The following is a 16,904-nucleotide window of genomic DNA, read 5'->3' on the forward strand; positions in this document are numbered from 1 at the left end:
GCTCGTCACCCGACCGCGGTCGCGTGACGAGCCCGCTGACCAGCAGCTTCACGCTTCGACGACGATGGTGCCGATGGTCGATTCCGGGCCGGGCCCTTCCGGACGGTCGACCTTCCACCAACCCAGCACCTCCTGGTGCTCCGGCTGTGGGATCGCACGTCCCTCGGCAGTCATCAGATTTCCCTGATACGCCTGCGCATAACGCGCTCGAACCGAGTAGACGCCGGGTTCGTCGGGAACAACGAGGTCGCACGACACAGTCACCCACTCCGCCGGACCCGGGTTGTCCTCCGACAGCGCCGCGACGCTCGTGTAGGCGTTGACCACCTTCACGCCGCCCCCGCTGCGCTGCTTGCCGTTCCACACCGACACCTGGGCACGATCCTGGCCCGCCAGACCGACGATCACCTGGTTGATGGCGTTGCCGCACTCCCGGCAATCGTGCAGCACGTCGAAACTGACCTGGTGCGAACCTCCACCGCGGACGTGCACCACATCGGCCTGGCCGTCGATCCTCACGTTGCGGATCTTGAACCGAATTCCCTTCCCGCCCTGGAATCGCTCGACCATCTCGGTGCCGGGAGTGGGAGCCGTGGTCGGGTGGACATCGCGGTGACCCGCCTTGTCGATCATGTGCAAAGTAAACAGGTGGCCACCGACAAGCGCGGGCCCGCCCTTCACCCCCGCGCCGACCCGGTGACCGCGTCGAGCCGACGGCGCAGCAGGTCCCGCTCGACGTCGTTGCCCGCCAGCTCCAACGCCCGTTGGTACGCGCCCGCCGCCTCCGCGTCCCGGCCGAGGCGGCGCAGCAGGTCCGCGCGCACGGCGTGGAACAGGTGGTAGCCCGCCATCGACCCGCCACCCGCCGCCAGGTCGTCGACCAGCGACAACGCCGCCTCCGGCCCGTCGACCTCGGCCACCGCGACGGCGCGGTTCAACGCCACCACCGGACTCGGCGTCAACGCCAGCAGGTGGTCGTACAGCAGCACGACCTGCCGCCAGTCCGTCGGCGGCGGGTCGCTGTGCACGGCGTTGATCGCCGCCTGCACCTGGTACGGGCCCGGCCGGCCGCGGCGCAGGCACCACCGCACCAGTTCCCGCCCCTCCGCCACCATCGCCCGGTCCCAGCGCGAGCGGTCCTGCTCGGCCAACCGCACCAGACCGCCGTCCGGGCCGGTGCGCGCCGGACCGCGCGCGTGCAGCAGCAGCATCAACGCCAGCAGCCCGACGACCTCCGGCTCGTCGGGCATCAGCTCCGCCAGCACCCGCCCGAGCCGCACCGCCTCCGCGCACAGGTCACCGCGCACCAACGCGCCACCCGAACTGGCCGAATACCCCTCGTTGAACACCAGGTACACCACGGCCAGCACGGCACGCAGCCGGTCGGGCAGCTCCGCCTCGGCCGGCACCCGGTACGGGATCCGCGCGTCCCGGATCTTCGCCTTCGCCCGCACCAGCCGCTGCGCCATCGTCGGCTCCGGCACCAGGAACGCCCGCGCGATCTCCGCCGTGGACAGCCCGCCGAGCAGCCGCAACGTCAACGCCACCCGAGCCGCCTGGTTCAACGCGGGGTGACAGCACGTGAAGATCAACCGCAGCCGCTCGTCACCCACGGCGTCCACCTCGCAAGCGTCGTCACGGGCGTGCAGCAACGCGGCCTGAGCCTGCCGGTCGCCCCGCGTGGACTCCCGGCGCAGCCGGTCGATCGCCCGGTGGCGGGCCGTGGTGATGATCCAGCCCGCCGGGCTCGGCGGCACACCGGCCTCCGGCCAGCGCCGCACCGCCTCGGCGAACGCGTCCTGGACCGCCTCCTCGGCCATGTCGATGTCGCCGAAGACGCGGACCAGGACCGCCACCGACCGGCCGTACTCCGCCCGGAAGACCTGCTCGACCGCCGTCACGTCAGCCGGCGAAGTCCTGGAACGGCCGCACCTCGACCGGCAGCGTGCACGCCACGCTCATCCGCCGGCCCCAGTCCAGCGCCGCGTCCAGGTCCGGCACGTCGACGATGCTGAACCCGCCGATGTGCTCCTTGCTCTCGGTGAACGGACCGTCGGTCACGACCACCTCGCCGTTCTCCATCGGGCGCAGCGTGGTCGCCGTCTCCGGCGCGTGCAGACCGCCGGCGAACACCCACACACCGGCCTCCCGCATGTCGGCGTCCACGGCCTGGACGTCCTTCATGATCCGCTGCAGGACCTCCGGCTCGGGGATGTCGTAGCCGGTCGGCTCCACCACGCTGATCAGGTACTGGGTCATCTCGTGCTCCTCAGGTCGGGGGTTGCTCCGCACCCTCTACACGAACGGCGGAGGACCACATCGACACGACGCCCGAGAAATTTTTCCGGGCCACCGGTTCTCCCCGGGCCACCGATTCTCAGGGCAGCACGACGAGCTTGCCGACCCGCCGGCCGTGCTCCAGGTCGTCGTGCGCCTGCCGGATCTCGTCCAACCGGTAGACCGTGGTCGGGCCGAGCGACACCTCACCGCCCGCCACCTGGTCGAGGAACCGCTGCAGCACCTCCGCGGGCAGGTCGGAGCTCTCCCCGCCGTACGCGGTCAGCCGCACGCCCTTGGGCAGGTACCCGATCGGGTAGAAGTCCGGCACGATCCACTCGTTCGACAGCATCCCGGTGAAGCACACCGTGCCGTGCACCCTCGTCGCCGCCAGCGTGTCCGGCAACGTCGGCGTGCCGACCAGCTCCAACGCCGCGTCCACGCCGTCGGGGAACAGCTCGCGCACCTGGTCGGCCACCGTGCCGTCGTCCACCAGCGGGTGCGCCACGCCGTGCTCGCGCAGCACGGCGAGCCGCTCGGCGCGGCGGGTCGTGGCCAGCACCGTCGCGCCGAGGTCCACGGCCAGCGCGGCGGCGGCGAACCCGAGCGCCGACGTGCCGCCGCGGATCAGCAGCGACTGGCCCGCCCGCAGGTCCAGCCCCGTGGTCAACGAGCCGTACGCGGTCTGCAACGTCTCCGGCACCGCGCCCAGCACCTCCCACGGCAGGTCCGAGTCGAACGGGATCAGCAGCTCGCGCGGCACCGCGGTGTACTCGGCGTACCCGCCGTCGAACACCCGCCCCATGCCGCCCATCATCGCCGCCACCCGCTGCCCGACCGGCAGGTCGCAGTCGCTGTCCACCACGCCCACCGCCTCGATGCCCGGCACGCGCGGGAACGTCACGCCCTCGGCCAGCCCCAGCCGGGTGTGCAACTCGGACCGGTTCAGCCCGAACGCGCCGACCTTCACCCGCACCCACCCCGGCGGCGGCTCCGGCACCGGCAGCTCCGCCACGGCCAGGTTCTCCACCGGGCCGGGCCCGCTCAGCACGACCGCGCGCATCGACCCGCTCATCCCTGGTGCTCCAAGACCACGTTCAGCACCCGCACCAGCTCCTCCCCCTCGGCCGCCGACAACGGCGCCAGCAGCGACTCCTGAGCCTGCCCCAGGACGCGGTCCAGGTGGCGCAGGTGGGCCACCCCCGACGGGGTGACGGTCACGATGTTGCGCCGCTTGTCGCCCGGATCCGGGCGGCGCTCCACGAAGCCCTTGTCCGCCAGCTCGTTCACGGTGGCCACCACGTCGCTGCGGTCCAGCCCGCCGCGCCGGCCGAGGTCCGCCTGGCTGGCCGGGCCGAACTCGTCCAACGCGGCCAGCAGCGAGTAGTGGTAGCGCCGCGCGCCGACCGCGCCCAACGCCTCCGACACGAGCCGTGCCGCGTGGGTCGTCGCCTGGCCGAGCAGCCAACTCGTCGTGCCGCGCAGCCGCTGGGGCGCGCCTGAGGTCTCCATGCGACCGCAGTCTACCCACTCGTTGGCAATGCCAACGATCAGTGGTCGCGGCCCGGAAACACGAACGGCGAGGAGGTGAAAGCACTCCCCGCCACTCTCAACTTATAGCGCACAGGGGGTCTTGCGGCAAGACCCCCGGTGTGCCGCACAATCTCCGCTCGAAGCCGGGACCTGCGAAAATGCGCTGCCCGGTCCATGCTCAACGGGGGTATTCATGATTGACGTGATCGTCGTCGGCGGCGGACCGACCGGCCTGATGCTGGCCGGCGAACTGCGGCTGCACGACGTGCACGTGCTCGTGCTGGAGAAGGAGACCGAACCGACCGAGGTCGTCCGCGCGCTCGGCCTGCACGCGCGCAGCGTCGAGGTGATGGACCAGCGCGGTCTGCTGGAGCGGTTCCTGCCCCTCGGGCGGCAGCACCCGATCGGCGGCTTCTTCGCCGGCATCCCCAAGCCGCCGCCGCAGCGGCTCGACACCGCCCACCCGTACGTCCTCGGCATCCCGCAGCCCACCACCGACCGGCTGCTCGCCGAACGCGCCACCGAACTCGGCGCCGAGATCCGCCGCGGCAGCGAACTGGTCGGCCTCGACCAGGACGACGACGGCGTGACCGTCGAACTCGCCGACGGCACCCGGCTGCGCTCCCGCTACCTCGTCGGCTGCGACGGCGGCCGCAGCACGGTGCGCAAGCTGCTCGGCGTCGACTTCCCCGGCGAGCCGAGCCGGGTCGAGACGCTGCTGGGGGAGATGGAGGTGACCGCGTCACCGGAGACGATCGCCGCCGTGACCGCCGAGGTCCGCAAGACCCAGGTCCGGTTCGGCCTCATGCCCCTCGGAGAAGGGCTGCACCGCGTCGTCGTGCCCGCCGCCGGGGTGTCCGAGGGCCGCGCCGTCCCGCCGACCCTCGACGAGATCAAGCAGCAGCTGCGGGCGTTCGCCGGCACCGACTTCGGCGTGCACTCGCCGCGCTGGCTGTCCCGCTTCGGCGACGCCACCCGGCAGGCCGAGCGCTACCGGACCGGGCGGGCGCTGCTGGCCGGCGACGCGGCGCACGTCCACCCGCCGGTCGGCGGACAAGGGCTCAACCTCGGCGTCCAGGATGCGTTCAACCTGGGCTGGAAGCTGGCCGCGGAGGTCAACGGCTGGGCGCCGGCCGGGCTGCTCGACAGCTACCACGCCGAACGGCACCCCGTGGCCGCCGCCGTGCTGGACAACACGCGCGCGCAGATGCAGCTGATGTCGCTCGACCCGGGGGCGCAGGCGGTGCGCCGGCTGGTGTGGGAGCTGATGGACTTCGACGAGGTGAACCGGCACCTGACCGAGAAGATCACCGGGACCGCGATCCGCTACGACTTCGGCGAGGGGCACGAGCTGCTCGGCAGGCGGCTGCGGGACGTCGGCCTCAAGCGTGGACGCCTGTACGGGCTGATGCACGCCGGCCGCGGCCTGCTGCTCGACCAGACCGGGCGGCTGTCGGTGGCCGGGTGGACGGACCGGGTCGACCACGTGGTCGACGTCAGCGAGGAACTGGACGTGCCCGCCGTGCTGCTGCGCCCGGACGGTCACGTGGCGTGGGTCGGCGAGGACCAGGACGACCTGGTCGGCCACCTGCCCACGTGGTTCGGCGTCCCCGCCTGAGCACGGAAACGTCGGCCTGACACGGAACGCACGCCGACGTCGGGCGGGCCGTCCGCGGTGGACGGCCAGCCCGACGTCCGGGCTCGTCAGGCGTGCCCGCCGACGGTCACCGTGCCGACCGTCAGCTCCGGCCGTCCCTCCAGGAACTCGCCGACCCGCGCCACCTCCCGGTCCAGCTCGGCCGAGTGCGCCCGGGACAACGGCGCGAACGGCTCCACCGTGACCACGATCCGCCGACCCGACCGCTTCTGGTGCCACACCCCGGCCACCACGCCGTCCACCAGCAGCACCGGGAAGTTCCCGGCCTGCCCGCCCGACAACGCCCGCTCGAACGCCCGACCCGGGAACACCTCCTCACGCGGGTGGCTGCCCACCACGTACGCGTCGAAGTAGGGGAGCAGCCGCACCCCGGCCGGCGGCTCGTCCGGCCACGACGTGTCGCCGCGCACCACCCACCCGCCGTCCACCTGCTCCAGGTCGGCCCGCTCGAACAGCTCGTTCACCCACCGCTTCGGCGCGGCCAGCCACTTCGCGAAGTGCGCCTGCGTCGCCGGACCGTACGACCGCAGGTAGGCGTGCAGCAGCTCCACCGCCCCGTTCGCGGCCGGCGCGAAACCCGGCAGCCACCGCTGCGGGCTCGTGTAGGCGACCTTGCGGCCCTTGTTCGGCGCGAAGCACATCGCGCCGCGGTTGGACGCCGTGCCCATCGCCTCCACCCACCGCGGCCACGGCGTTCCGCCGAACGCCTCCATCACCCGGTCGCCCGCCCACGCGCCGGTGCGCGCGACCACCGCCTCGGTCAGCTCGTCACCGGTCAGCTCGTCGTCCCGCAACGCGTCCGCGATCGCAGTCACCACCTCGCCCGCCTGCTCGTCGGTGAGCAGCTGGAGCCGTTGCGGCAGCTCCGTCAAGGCGCCCGTCCACATCGGCAGGTCCGCCGCGGGCAGCAGGTGCACCGTGCCGCGCGGCCCGCGCGTCTTCACCAACGTCCGGTCCACCCACACCGCGTCCCGCACCCGCTGCCGGGTCAGGGTCGTGCGGACGCCGATCGACAGCTCCGCCGCCGACATCACCTGGGCGTGCGCTCCGCACATCGCCCGCACCACCGCCACCGGGTCGGCCGACGGCTCCAGCAGCGAGTGCCGGCGCAGCCGCCGGCCGATCACCCGGTTCACCGGACCTTCCCGAAGAACTCCCGCACCTCGCCCGCGAACGCCTCGGGCACCTCCAGCGCCACGAAGTGCCCGCCGGGCTTGGCGTCCGGCCAGTGCACGATGTCGTTGTGCCGCTCGGCCAGCCGCCGGATCGCGGGCGGACCGCTGTACACGCCCGTCGGCACCAGCTTCTGCCCCTCCGGCCACGCGAACCGCTCGTTGTCGTACATGAACCACGACGACGACCCCGCCGTGCCGGTCAACCAGTACAGGGTCGCGTTCACCAGCAGCAGGTCGCGGTCGATCGCCTGCTCCGGCGAGTCCACCGTGATGGTGAACTCCTGGAACTTCTGCGTCAGCCACGCCAGCAACGCCACCGGCGAGTCGTGCCAGCCCAACGCGAAGGTCTGCGGCGCGGCGCGCAGCAGCGCGTGGTGGTCCACCCCCGCGCCCGCCCACTCCTGCATCTGCCAGTAGAACTCGCGCTCGTCCTCGGTCAACGTCGGCAGGTCCTCCTCGGTCGGGAACCCCAGCCCGCCGTTCACGAACACCCCGACCACGTGCTCCGGCGCCGCCTTCGCCACCTCCGGCGCGATGTAGGCGCCGAGGTCGCCTCCCTGCACCCCGTACCGCCCGTACCCCAGCCGCGCCATCAGCCCGGCGAACACCCGACCGGCCCGGGCGACGTCGAACGGCCCGCTCGGCTTGGCGGAGAACCCGAAACCGGGGATGCTCGGCACCACCAGGTGGAAGTCCCGCAGGTGCGCCACGGCGTCCACGAACTCCACGAACGTGTTCGGCCAGCCGTGCACCAACAGCAGCGGCAGCGCGTCGGGGTTGTCGCTCCGCACGTGCAGGAAGTGCACGTCCAGCCCGTCGACCTCCACCACGAACTGCGGGAAGGCGTTCAGCCGCGCCTCGTGCGCCCGCCAGTCGAAGCCCGTGCGCCAGTACCCGGCCAGGTCGCGCAGGTAGTCGACCGGCACGCCGCGCCGCCACCCGTCACCGGGCAACGGCTCCACCCAGCGGGCACGGGCGAGGCGGTCGGCGAGGTCGTCCAGGTCGGTCTGCGGCACGGCGATGCGGAACTCTCGGATCTCGGTCACGGGAACGACGCTAGAGCCCGAGTAGGACAGGAACCGTCCTAGATCGACCCCGGATGCCCGAACCGGGCGATCCGCAGCCCGCCTTCGACCACCACCGTGTCCACCAACCGGAACCCCAGCCCTTCGTACAGCGCGATGGCGGGCGCGTTCGCCGCACCCGTCGACACGATCGCCGGCCCGCCCTCGGCCAGCACCTGCTCCACCAGCCGTCTGGCGAACCCGAGCCGGAAGTGGCTCGGCGCCACACAGAGCCGGTCGATGTCCAGCACGCCGTCGACCTTCGCGTAGCCGACGAACGCCACCAGGTCGTGGTCGACGTACCCGCCGAGCCACCGCAACGGCAATCTCCGGACGTCCTCGACCGACTCGTGCAACGCCGGTATCGCCGTGCTGCCGATCAACTCCGCCTCGACCGCGTACGACTGGGCCGCGATCCGGTGCACCGCCTTCACCGTCTCGTCGTCGGCGAGGTCCAAGGGAACGATCATGCGGCCATCCTTTCCCACGAGGTGATCCGCCGGTTACCCCGTCCGATCATCCGTGGAAACCGCCGCTCGGCCGAGCACGGACGACCGTCTCAGCCGTAGCGCTGGACGAGTGCGTTGCCGATCGAGGCCAGGTGGTCCCGCACACCTGGAGGGCCGGTCACTTCGAGCCACTCGACCAGTCCGGCGAGTTCGCCGGCGAGCGTGTACTCGTCGTGGCCGCGGATCAGGACCTCGATGCGGCCGTCGGTCGTGGAGCCTCCCACTTGGAGCCGACTGCCGAGCCCCATCCGGAGCAGGCCGATCCCGTGGGGCACGCACACCGCCTGGATTTCGAGCGGCATCCGCCTGCGGTCGATCTCGTCGGCGATCTCGTGCCAGCTCACGGCGAGGTCGAAGTCCTCGGGCCGGTGCACGGGGTCGTCGGTCGGCACGGCGGACGACACGCGGTCGATCCGGAACGTCCGCCGGCCGGCCTCGGTGTCGGAGACGAGGTACCACGACGGGCCTTTGGCGACGATGCCCAGCGGGTGGACGGTCCTCTCGGTTTCGGCGCCTTGGCCGTCGACGTAGCCGAGCCGCACCTGGACGCCGCGGATCACCGCGTCCTGGAGTTCGTCGAGGAAGCGGGGCGGTCGGTGCTCGACCCGGCTCGACCCCCATCGTCGCGGGTCCGTGACCAACGACGACGCCGCGGCCTCGGCCTGCACCCGGAACGGCTCCGGCAGGGCGTGGACGAGCTTGCGCAGGGCTGCCTTCACAGCCGGCGTCGCGGCCGAGGCCGGGCCGGCGACCAGGAACAGGGCGCGGGTCTCGCTCGCGGTCAACCCGGACAAGTCGGTGCGGGCGCCGCCCACGAGGCGCCAGCCGCCGCCTCGGCCCTGCATCGCGTACACGGGCACCCCGGCCATGGCCAGGGCGTCGAGGTCGCGGCGGGCGGTGCGCTCGGAGACCTCCAACTCCCGGGCGACCTCCGCCGCGGTCACCTGCTCGCGCCGTTGCAGCAGGAGGAGGACTGCCACCAGCCGGTCGGTTCGCACGCCGGCAACACTCCCACATCAAACCGGTCAGGAGGTGACCGGTTTCAGTCCGCACGATGGCGGCATGACCTCACCGACGAGTCCCACCACCCACGCCCGGTTCACTCCGGTCGACTTCCCCGAGCCCACCGTCGTCCCCGTCAACGGCGTGGAACTCGAAGTGTTCGAAGCAGGCCGGCAGAATGCGGGAAAGCCCATCGTGCTCTGCCACGGCTGGCCGGAGCACGCCTTTTCCTGGCGTCATCAGGTGCCCGCCCTCGTCGCGGCGGGCTACCACGTCATCGTCCCGAACCAGCGCGGTTACGGAAACTCGTCCCGTCCGGCCGCAGTGACGGACTACGACATCGAACACCTGTCGGGTGATCTCGTCGGGCTGCTCGATCACTACGGGTACGAGGACGCCACCTTCGTCGGGCACGACTGGGGCGCGATGGTCGTCTGGGGACTGACCCTGCTGCACCCGAAACGCGTGAACAAAGTGGTCAACCTGAGCCTGCCCTACCAGGAACGCGGAGAAAAGCCCTGGATCGAGGCCATGGAAGAGGTGCTCGGCGGCGACTTCTACTTCGTCCACTTCAACCGGCGGCCAGGCGTCGCGGACGCCGTGTTCGACGAGAACACCTTCCGGTTCCTCCGCAACATGTACCGGAAGAACGTGCCGCCCCTGGAGCCTCGGCCGGGTATGGCGTTGATCGATCTCGCCACAGCGGAAACGCCACTCGGCGAGCCCGTGATGAGCGACGGTGAACTGGCCGTTTTCGTCTCCGCCTTCGAATCGACGGGGTTCACGGGCAGTGTGAACTGGTACCGGAACCTCGACCGCAACTGGCACCTGCTGGCGGACGTGGACCCGATCATCCGGCAGCCCACGCTCATGATCTACGGCGACCGGGACGTGATCCAGCCGTCCGCCACGCTGGCCGAGTTCGTGCCCGACGTGGACGTGGTCAACCTGGACTGCGGTCATTGGATCCAGCAGGAGAAGCCGGCGGAGACGAACCAGGCGATCACGAACTGGCTGGCACGGCAGGACGCCGTGTAGCGGGCTTCCGGCCGCCGGGGAACAGTGACCCCGGCGGCCGGACCACGGGCCGCCTACGGCGTGGCCACGGTGCAGGCGAGCTGCGTGCGCACGTACCGGGAACCGGAGTGCGGCGCCCGGCCCGTGGCGGTCACGCGGACGTTGTAGCTGCCCGCCTCCTTCGTCTGCGTGAACCGGCCGGTGACCAGCGGCAACGCCGACTCGACCCCGGTCGCCCGCGGCATGGTGTCCGACAGGGTCAGCCGGGTGGCCGTGAACTGGAACAGGTCGGGCTTGCCCGCCGCCAGCAGCCGGGCGCGCAGCGCCAGCACCTTGCCGACGTGCTCCGGCACCGAGTCGCCGCCGGGCACCTCCACCGGGTCGAGCTTGGCCAGGGCGTCGGCGTGGACCTTGCCGAGGCTGTCGAGGCTCAACGCGGGCGCCACCACGAGCCCGGTCGGCCTGGCCGGGTTGAACAGCCGGGTGCCGTCGGTCATCTTGGTCGTCACCAGCAGCGGGCTGCCCGCCGTGAACCGGCGCGGACCCAGGTCGACGTGCAGGCGGATCGGCGACCGCACGAACCCGGCCGCGGTGTAGCGGGTGTGCCCCTCCCGCGCCGTGGACACCTCGATGAACCACCTCCCGGCCAACGGCTCGGCCACGTCGAACGCCACGTACCCGTCGCCCTCGGTCCGGCGCAGCAAACTGGAGTGCGCGGGCACGAGCCTGCCCTTCGGGTCGCGCAGCCGCACGCAGAGCTGGTCGGCCTTCGTGGCGCTCTCCGCCACGAACCGCAGCGACGTGTCCGCCCACGACACCGTGAACGTCGCCTGCGCCGCCACGTCGTCGACGAACGCCGCGACCCGGCTCGTGGACGCCATCGCCGACTCGTTGACGACGATCCCGTCACCGGACACCTGGCCGCGGAGGTAGTTGTAGATCTCGAACAGGTCGTCGATCGTCGGCATGAAGTAGTAGCGGCCGTCGGAGATGTCCGCGACCTGCTCCAGCAGCGCCTGGTCCGAGGCGGGACCCATCGCGCAGGTGTAGACCGGCACCGCGCTCGGCAGCGTCGCCACCGCGTCCAGCGCCGACGGCTTCGCCGGGTTCCCCGCGTCGCACCCCTTGTTGTCGTACCCGTCCGACAGCAGCACCATCGCCCGGCTCGCCACCGACGAGGTCGCCAGCAGGTCCCGCGCCTTGACGATCCCGTCACCCAGGAACGTGCAGCCGCCGAACACCACCGCGTCCACCTCGGCCTTCGCCGCGTCGCGGACCGGCTGGCCGGTGATCGGCTGCACGGCCGGACCGGGACCCGTCGGGAACGCCACGTCCCCGGTGCTGCCGAAGCTGACCACGCCGACCTCGTCGTCCACCGACAGCAGGTCCAGAAACTGCTTGGACGCGGTGCGGGTGACCGCCTCGTACCCGTGGACGAGCATGCTGCCCGAGCGGTCGAGCACCGGGACGACGCTCACCGGCGCCGCCGGCGGCACCTCGGCGTTGTCGATCACGAGCGCGAAGTCCTGCCACGGCGTGGCGATGTCCGGCCGGGCGCTCGCCGACACCGCGGCAGCGATCACGCGGACCTCGTAGACGCCCGACGGGTTCGCGCGGTAGACGCACTCGATGTTGTTCACGCTGTCGAACACGCCGCCCGGCGCCGAGAACCCGCCCGCGAACACGTTGCCCTTGAACACGATGCCGGAGTCCAGCTCGGTCACCTCGAGGTCGAGGTCGTTCACGAGCGTCGGGTTGGCCGCCACCGCGCCCGGCGCGTCCGTCCACACCAGCGTGATGCGCAACGGCCGGGTCGGGTCGGCCGGCGCGACCCGGATCAGGTGCTCCTGACCCGCCGCGGTGAACGCGTGCCGCTGGTCGGAGAAGACCTTCGGGCCACGGTCGGAGGCGGGCGCCTGCTCCAGCACGTTCTCCAGGCTCACCCGCCCCCACCCCTGGTCGTTGTTCGGGACCGGCCCGAGCGGGGCGCTGTCGCGCAGGTTCAGCCTGGTCGCGCCGGGGGAGACGGTCCGGAACGTCATGACCTCCGTGCCCTGGTCGTAGTGCCAGTCACCCGGACCCGCCACCGCCGCGGCGCTCGCGACCTCCGTCATCGCCCCGAACACACCGCCCGGGGCCTGGTCGACCGCCTCCGCCGGGACGTGACCGAGCGCGGAGACCGAACGCAGGCCACCGCCGAGGTTCGCCCACTCCGACGCCGAGTACGACCGCCAGTTGGGGCCGCCCGCCATGTCCTCCGCGCCGTTGACGACCAACGCCTTCGCCATCGCCGCGCTCGGCGTGACGCCGCCCGTGCGCGCCCGCCACCACTCGATCATCACCGCGATCGCGCCCGTGACGTGCGGCGCGGCCATCGACGTCCCGGTCAGCAGGACGTGACCGCTGTCCGTGCCCGCCTGCGCGGAGTTCACGTCGGTGCCGGGCGCGCACACGTTCGGCAGGATCCGGCCGTCCGCGGCGGGACCGCGGCTGGAACTCGACGCGATGCCCTGCACGTCGTCGCTCGGGAACCCCTCGCCCGGGCGGGCGTTGAGCGAGTTGCCGACCACGATGACGTTCTTGGCCTCCTTCGGACCGGTGATCGTCCCCGGCCGGCCGCCCGCGTTGCCCGCCGAGAAGACGATCACCAGCGAGTCGAGCCCCGCGGTGGCGTCGTCCGGGTCGCGCACCAGCTGGTCGTACCGGCGGGCGGTCGCGGTGTACCCGCTGCCCGCGGCGGAGGAGAACCACGAGTTGTTCTGCACGGCCGCGCCGTTGTTCACCGCGTCCCGCGTGAACTGGCCGAAGTCGGCGGGCGGCCACGGGCCCTCGAGCCCGTTCTGGGTGACCAGCCCGGCCTGCGGCGCCACGCCCAGACCGCTGAGGAAGTCGTCCGGCGCGACACCCTCGGTGTCGCCGCTGCCGCCGTTGCCGAGCGCGATGCCCGCGACGTGGGTGCCGTGCCCCTCTTTGTCCTGGATGGCCGCGTCGCCGTCGTAGTTGACGAACGCGACCTGACGCCCGCGGATGTCGAGGTGGCCGGTCGTGTTGTTGGTCGCGTTCTCGTCGACACCGGTGTCGCAGATGGCCACGTTCACCCCCGTGCCGCCGCCCAGGCCGAGCGACCCCAGCCACGCCAGGTAGCCCGTCGACGGCGGGATCTGCTCGCGGACCAGCTGCGACTCGCGCTCGCCGTCCAGGCCGGGCCGGTCGTCGACCCGTTCGAGCAGCCGCACGTGCGGCAGTCGGGCGATCGTCGGGAGGTCGGCCGCGTCCAGCTCGACCACGATCGTGGCGTAGAGCGGCGCGTCGGACTCGGCGCGCGAGTCGCTGACCACCGCGCCGCCCACGTCCTGGACGGCCCGGCGCACCTCGTCGGCCGCGGCAGGCGGGTGGACGGAGACGCTGACGTACGAGACCGTGCCGGTGGCACCGGCCAGGTTCGGGTGGATCCGGTAGGCGGGCTTCATCGGCCCGGTCCACGTGACGAAGGTCAGCTCGCGCAGCCGCGCGACCGCGTCGGGCGTTCCGCCGACCAGCACGCCGTACGCGCCGGTCGGCTCGATGACCTCCACACCGCGTGCCTCGATCGCCGCGAGCCACTCGGCACGCGGCGGCGCGACGAGCTGGACGAGGTGGTGCGGCCACTCGTCGGCTTGCTCGGCCGGCACCTCCAGCTCCGCCGGCGCCGGTGGCCTCTCCGCGTCGCTCTCGGTGTCGATGCGGGTCGTGCCGAGGTCGAGGACACCGGCGTCCGGCAGCAGCTTGACCCGGTACCCCTGCTCCTCCAACGCCTCCAGCCGCTCCCGGCCACCCTTCACCACCGCGCCCTCCGGCAGCACGGCTTCCACTTCGACCCCCGCCGACTCGGCCTCACTCGGCCGGAACTGCCCCGTCGTCGTCGAGCGCGGCGTGATGATGGCCTTCGTCGTCATGAGAACCCCCTGGCGGTGCCTCCACTGAACGGTGGTCTTACAGGCAGGTTCGTGACGGAAGGACGTTCGTTACGCCCACCAGCCCATCTCGTGTGCGGCGTTCGGGTGAATGAGCGCGCCGGCCGTGGTCAGTCCTGGATCAGGCCGAGGTCGCTGAACACCTGCCGTCCCCAGGACAGCGCGGTGGGCAGGTCGTCCCACTGCCGGTCCTCTTCGGTGAGGTAGGGGAACACGTACGGCTGGGTGATCTCGGAGGGCAGGTCGGTGGCCCGGCACGTGTACGGGGCCCGTCCGTAGTTGTCCGCGTACATCGCCGCGGCGACCGCTTTCGGCTGCGAGTCCCAGATGCCGAACCACAGCCGCCGCAGCATCGCCGGGTGCGCCATCGCGAAGATCAGCCTGCCCACGTCGAACGGTTCGCCGGCCGAGATCACCCGGGCCACACCGCAGTAGCGCTGGTTCCCCTGAGGCAGGTGCAGGATCCCGGCGTCCCCGGACCAGATCTCCACGCTGTGACCGGCGTCGATGATCGCGGCGCACAGCGTGGCCAGCGCCAGACCGCGGTTGATGATCACCTGGTGGTCGATCCGGTGCGAGTACGACGACGGCACGAGGAACGTGATCACCTTGCCCCGTCGGGACACCTGCCGGGGCACCGCGTCCACCATGCACTCCGGCACCCCGGCCAGGTAGGCGCCGACGTCCACCTCGCTGCCGGTCACGTCCCAGGTCGGCTCCAACACGGTGACCGCGTGGGACAGGCCGGCGCTGTCACGCAGTTGGCTGATCGTCACGTCGGCCTCTTCCAAGGCCAGCGGCCACCCGTCGACGGCCAGTTGCACCGCCTCGTCCCAGGAGGCGCCGTGCCATTCGACATCCGTTCTCCGGCTGCTCCCGTAGGAGATGGACGGCGGAGCCGTCGCGGCATCCAGGAATTCACGCCAGGACAGCAACGGCGGCAACGTCGTGGTCAGCGTCGTGGTCGGCACCGGTCAGTCCAGCCCGAGTGCCTTGCGATGCGCGTCGGAGAGACCGCGCACCACCCGCCACTGCAGCACTTGGTCCACGGTGGCGCCCGCCTCCAGCAGCTTGGCGCCGTCGATGCTGGTCCGCGGCGAGAACAGCACCGGCAGCTTCTTGTCCTCCGCCAGCTTCCGCAGATCCCGGACTTCGCCGAGGAGTTCGTGCACCGCGTCCGGGTGCGACGGCGCGTGCCGCAACGCGATCCTCTCCTCCAACCCCTCGTCGATCTGCACGTCGATCACCACGAAGCGGTCCAGCGTGGCGGCGTCCAACGTCTGCCGGCCGACGTACTGCCGGTCGCCACCCGTGCCGTAGGTGTTCCCGGTGGCCACCAACCGGAAGTTCTCGTGCGCGTCCACCATGCCGTCCGCGAACGCGCACGTGCCCAGCGCGAGCGCCTGGTTCAGCTCGGCGAGCAACCCGGGGTGGCCGTTGTCCAGCTCGTCCAGCAGCATCACGCCGCCGTGCTCGAACGCACGGCGGAACGGGGTGTCGCGGTACTGGCCGTGGGCGTCGTAGTAGCCGAACACCTTGCTCATCGGCGTGGTCGGGCCCAACGACAGCGCCTGGAACTCCAGCCCCAACGCCCCCGCCGCGTGCTTGGCCAGCATGGACTTCCCGGTGCCCGCCGGGCCGACCAGCAGCACGTGGCAGCGCGCGTGCAACGCCACCAGCAACTCCGGCAGCACCGAGTGCGTGTCCGCGCCCAGCTCCACCTTCCCGCCCTGCGGCAGCACCACGGTGACCAGGTTCGGCGCGTACTGCGCGAACACCTTCTCCGCCTCGTCGCGGACCGCGCCGCGCACCGAGTTCAGCGCTTCCTCGGACACCTTGTCGACCACGCCCGGCACAGCCTCGAGGGTCGCCTCACGTGCCTTCTCGGTCGCCGCGACCGCGGCCTTGCCCGCCAGTTCCTCGTGCAGCAGCCGCAGGTCCGGAGTTGCCCCGGCCACCGCGTCACGGGCGAGCCCGGGCACCACTTCCCCCGCCGCCCGCTCCACCGCGTCGGCCAACGAGCCGCGGACCTTCTCGGCCTCGTCCCGCACCGCCTCGGGCGCCGCGTCCCTGACCGCCGCGCGCACCACCTCGATCATCGCGGCGGACCCGGCGTGCACCAGCTCGTCACGCACCTCGTCACGGTCCGGGGTGGCCTTGGCGACCGCGGCGCGGGCCAGTTCGGCGATCACCTCCTCGGACTGCCGCGCCAGGCTGCCCGCGACCACGTCGCGCACCTGGTCGGTGGCCTGCCGCACCACGTCCGCCAACACGTCCCCGGCCTGACCGTGCATGATGCCGGTCACCTCCGAGACCACCGCGGCGACCAACTCCTCCCGCAGCTTCGCCGCATCCGGTGTCGCCTCCCGCACCGCCGCCCTCGCCAACTCCGGCAGCAGCCCGTCCGCGGCCCGGTTGACCAACTCCGGCAGGTCGGCCTCCAACTCCTTCCGCGCCGCCCCCTCCACCGCCGCCTGCATCTCCGCCAGGTCCGGGGTGACTTCGGCGATCGCCAGCTTGGCCAGGTTCGGCAGCGACAGCTGGGCGTGCTGGCGGATGGTCTCGGGCAACCGTGCCTGGATCTCGCTCTGCACCATCCACAGCAGATTGCTCTGCGTGAACACCGCACGCGCCACCGCCTCGGAGATCTGAGCGATCTCCGCCTTCGTGCTGGTCCGCACGCTTCCTCCCCGTTCCCCGTGATGTCGGCACCGAGT

At 71.9% G+C, this 16,904-nt stretch carries 14 protein-coding genes; 2 read left to right on the forward strand and 12 right to left on the reverse strand.

Going from position 1 to position 16,904, the window contains the following annotated elements:
* Positions 1-48: 48 nt before the first annotated feature.
* The 5 genes from ADK67_RS18355 to ADK67_RS18375 all read right to left on the reverse strand — a co-directional run bounded on the left by ADK67_RS18355 (position 49) and on the right by ADK67_RS18375 (position 3,789).
* Positions 49-633, reverse strand: coding sequence for a hypothetical protein (locus ADK67_RS18355; RefSeq protein ID WP_053717644.1), 585 nt, complete (start codon positions 631-633; stop codon positions 49-51).
* Between the two features lie 44 nt (positions 634-677).
* Positions 678-1,901, reverse strand: coding sequence for an RNA polymerase sigma factor (locus ADK67_RS18360; protein ID WP_053717645.1), 1,224 nt, complete (start codon positions 1,899-1,901; stop codon positions 678-680).
* A gap of 1 nt (position 1,902) precedes the next feature.
* Positions 1,903-2,259, reverse strand: coding sequence for a YciI family protein (locus ADK67_RS18365; RefSeq protein WP_053717646.1), 357 nt, complete (start codon positions 2,257-2,259; stop codon positions 1,903-1,905).
* Between the two features lie 118 nt (positions 2,260-2,377).
* Positions 2,378-3,340, reverse strand: coding sequence for a zinc-binding dehydrogenase (locus tag ADK67_RS18370; protein ID WP_053717647.1), 963 nt, complete (start codon positions 3,338-3,340; stop codon positions 2,378-2,380).
* Between the two features lie 8 nt (positions 3,341-3,348).
* On the reverse strand, positions 3,349-3,789 hold the full coding sequence (locus ADK67_RS18375; protein ID WP_053717648.1) for a MarR family winged helix-turn-helix transcriptional regulator: 441 nt from the start codon (positions 3,787-3,789) through the stop codon (positions 3,349-3,351).
* 214 nt (positions 3,790-4,003) lie between these two features.
* On the opposite strand from ADK67_RS18375, the gene rox reads away from it, so the two are divergent.
* Entirely contained in the window at positions 4,004-5,428 is a 1,425-nt protein-coding gene (gene rox, locus ADK67_RS18380; RefSeq protein WP_053717649.1) for a rifampin monooxygenase, read from the forward strand.
* Between the two features lie 86 nt (positions 5,429-5,514).
* Here rox and ADK67_RS18385 read toward each other — a convergent pair whose 3' ends face one another.
* The 4 genes from ADK67_RS18385 to ADK67_RS18400 all read right to left on the reverse strand — a co-directional run bounded on the left by ADK67_RS18385 (position 5,515) and on the right by ADK67_RS18400 (position 9,213).
* Positions 5,515-6,603 carry a winged helix DNA-binding domain-containing protein gene (locus ADK67_RS18385; protein WP_053717650.1) on the reverse strand — a complete coding sequence of 363 codons (1,089 nt, stop codon included), beginning with the start codon at positions 6,601-6,603 and terminating at the stop codon, positions 5,515-5,517.
* Complete coding sequence (locus tag ADK67_RS18390; protein WP_053717651.1) at positions 6,600-7,688, reverse strand: epoxide hydrolase family protein; 1,089 nt, start codon at positions 7,686-7,688, stop codon at positions 6,600-6,602. The genes ADK67_RS18385 and ADK67_RS18390 overlap by 4 nt, the downstream gene beginning before the upstream one ends.
* Positions 7,689-7,726: 38 nt before the next feature.
* Positions 7,727-8,176 carry a GNAT family N-acetyltransferase gene (locus tag ADK67_RS18395; RefSeq protein ID WP_053717652.1) on the reverse strand — a complete coding sequence of 150 codons (450 nt, stop codon included), beginning with the start codon at positions 8,174-8,176 and terminating at the stop codon, positions 7,727-7,729.
* 89 nt (positions 8,177-8,265) lie between these two features.
* Complete coding sequence (locus ADK67_RS18400) at positions 8,266-9,213, reverse strand: helix-turn-helix transcriptional regulator (protein WP_053717653.1); 948 nt, start codon at positions 9,211-9,213, stop codon at positions 8,266-8,268.
* Positions 9,214-9,277: 64 nt separating this feature from the next.
* Between ADK67_RS18400 and ADK67_RS18405 the strand changes: the two genes are divergently transcribed.
* Positions 9,278-10,255, forward strand: coding sequence for an alpha/beta fold hydrolase (locus ADK67_RS18405; protein WP_053717654.1), 978 nt, complete (start codon positions 9,278-9,280; stop codon positions 10,253-10,255).
* Positions 10,256-10,308: 53 nt separating this feature from the next.
* Here ADK67_RS18405 and ADK67_RS18410 read toward each other — a convergent pair whose 3' ends face one another.
* From ADK67_RS18410 to ADK67_RS18420, 3 genes are all read right to left on the reverse strand, one after another.
* Entirely contained in the window at positions 10,309-14,169 is a 3,861-nt protein-coding gene (locus ADK67_RS18410; RefSeq protein WP_053717655.1) for a S8 family serine peptidase, read from the reverse strand.
* A 128-nt stretch (positions 14,170-14,297) separates the two neighbouring features.
* Positions 14,298-15,158, reverse strand: a complete 861-nt coding sequence (locus tag ADK67_RS18415) for a DUF7192 family protein (protein ID WP_053717656.1) — start codon at positions 15,156-15,158, stop codon at positions 14,298-14,300.
* 3 nt (positions 15,159-15,161) lie between these two features.
* A complete protein-coding gene (locus ADK67_RS18420) occupies positions 15,162-16,868 on the reverse strand; it encodes an AAA family ATPase (protein ID WP_197289503.1) in 1,707 nt (568 codons plus the stop codon).
* Between the last annotated feature and the right edge of the window lie 36 nt (positions 16,869-16,904).

Source organism: Saccharothrix sp. NRRL B-16348 (assembly GCF_001280085.1).
Classification (GTDB): domain Bacteria; phylum Actinomycetota; class Actinomycetes; order Mycobacteriales; family Pseudonocardiaceae; genus Actinosynnema.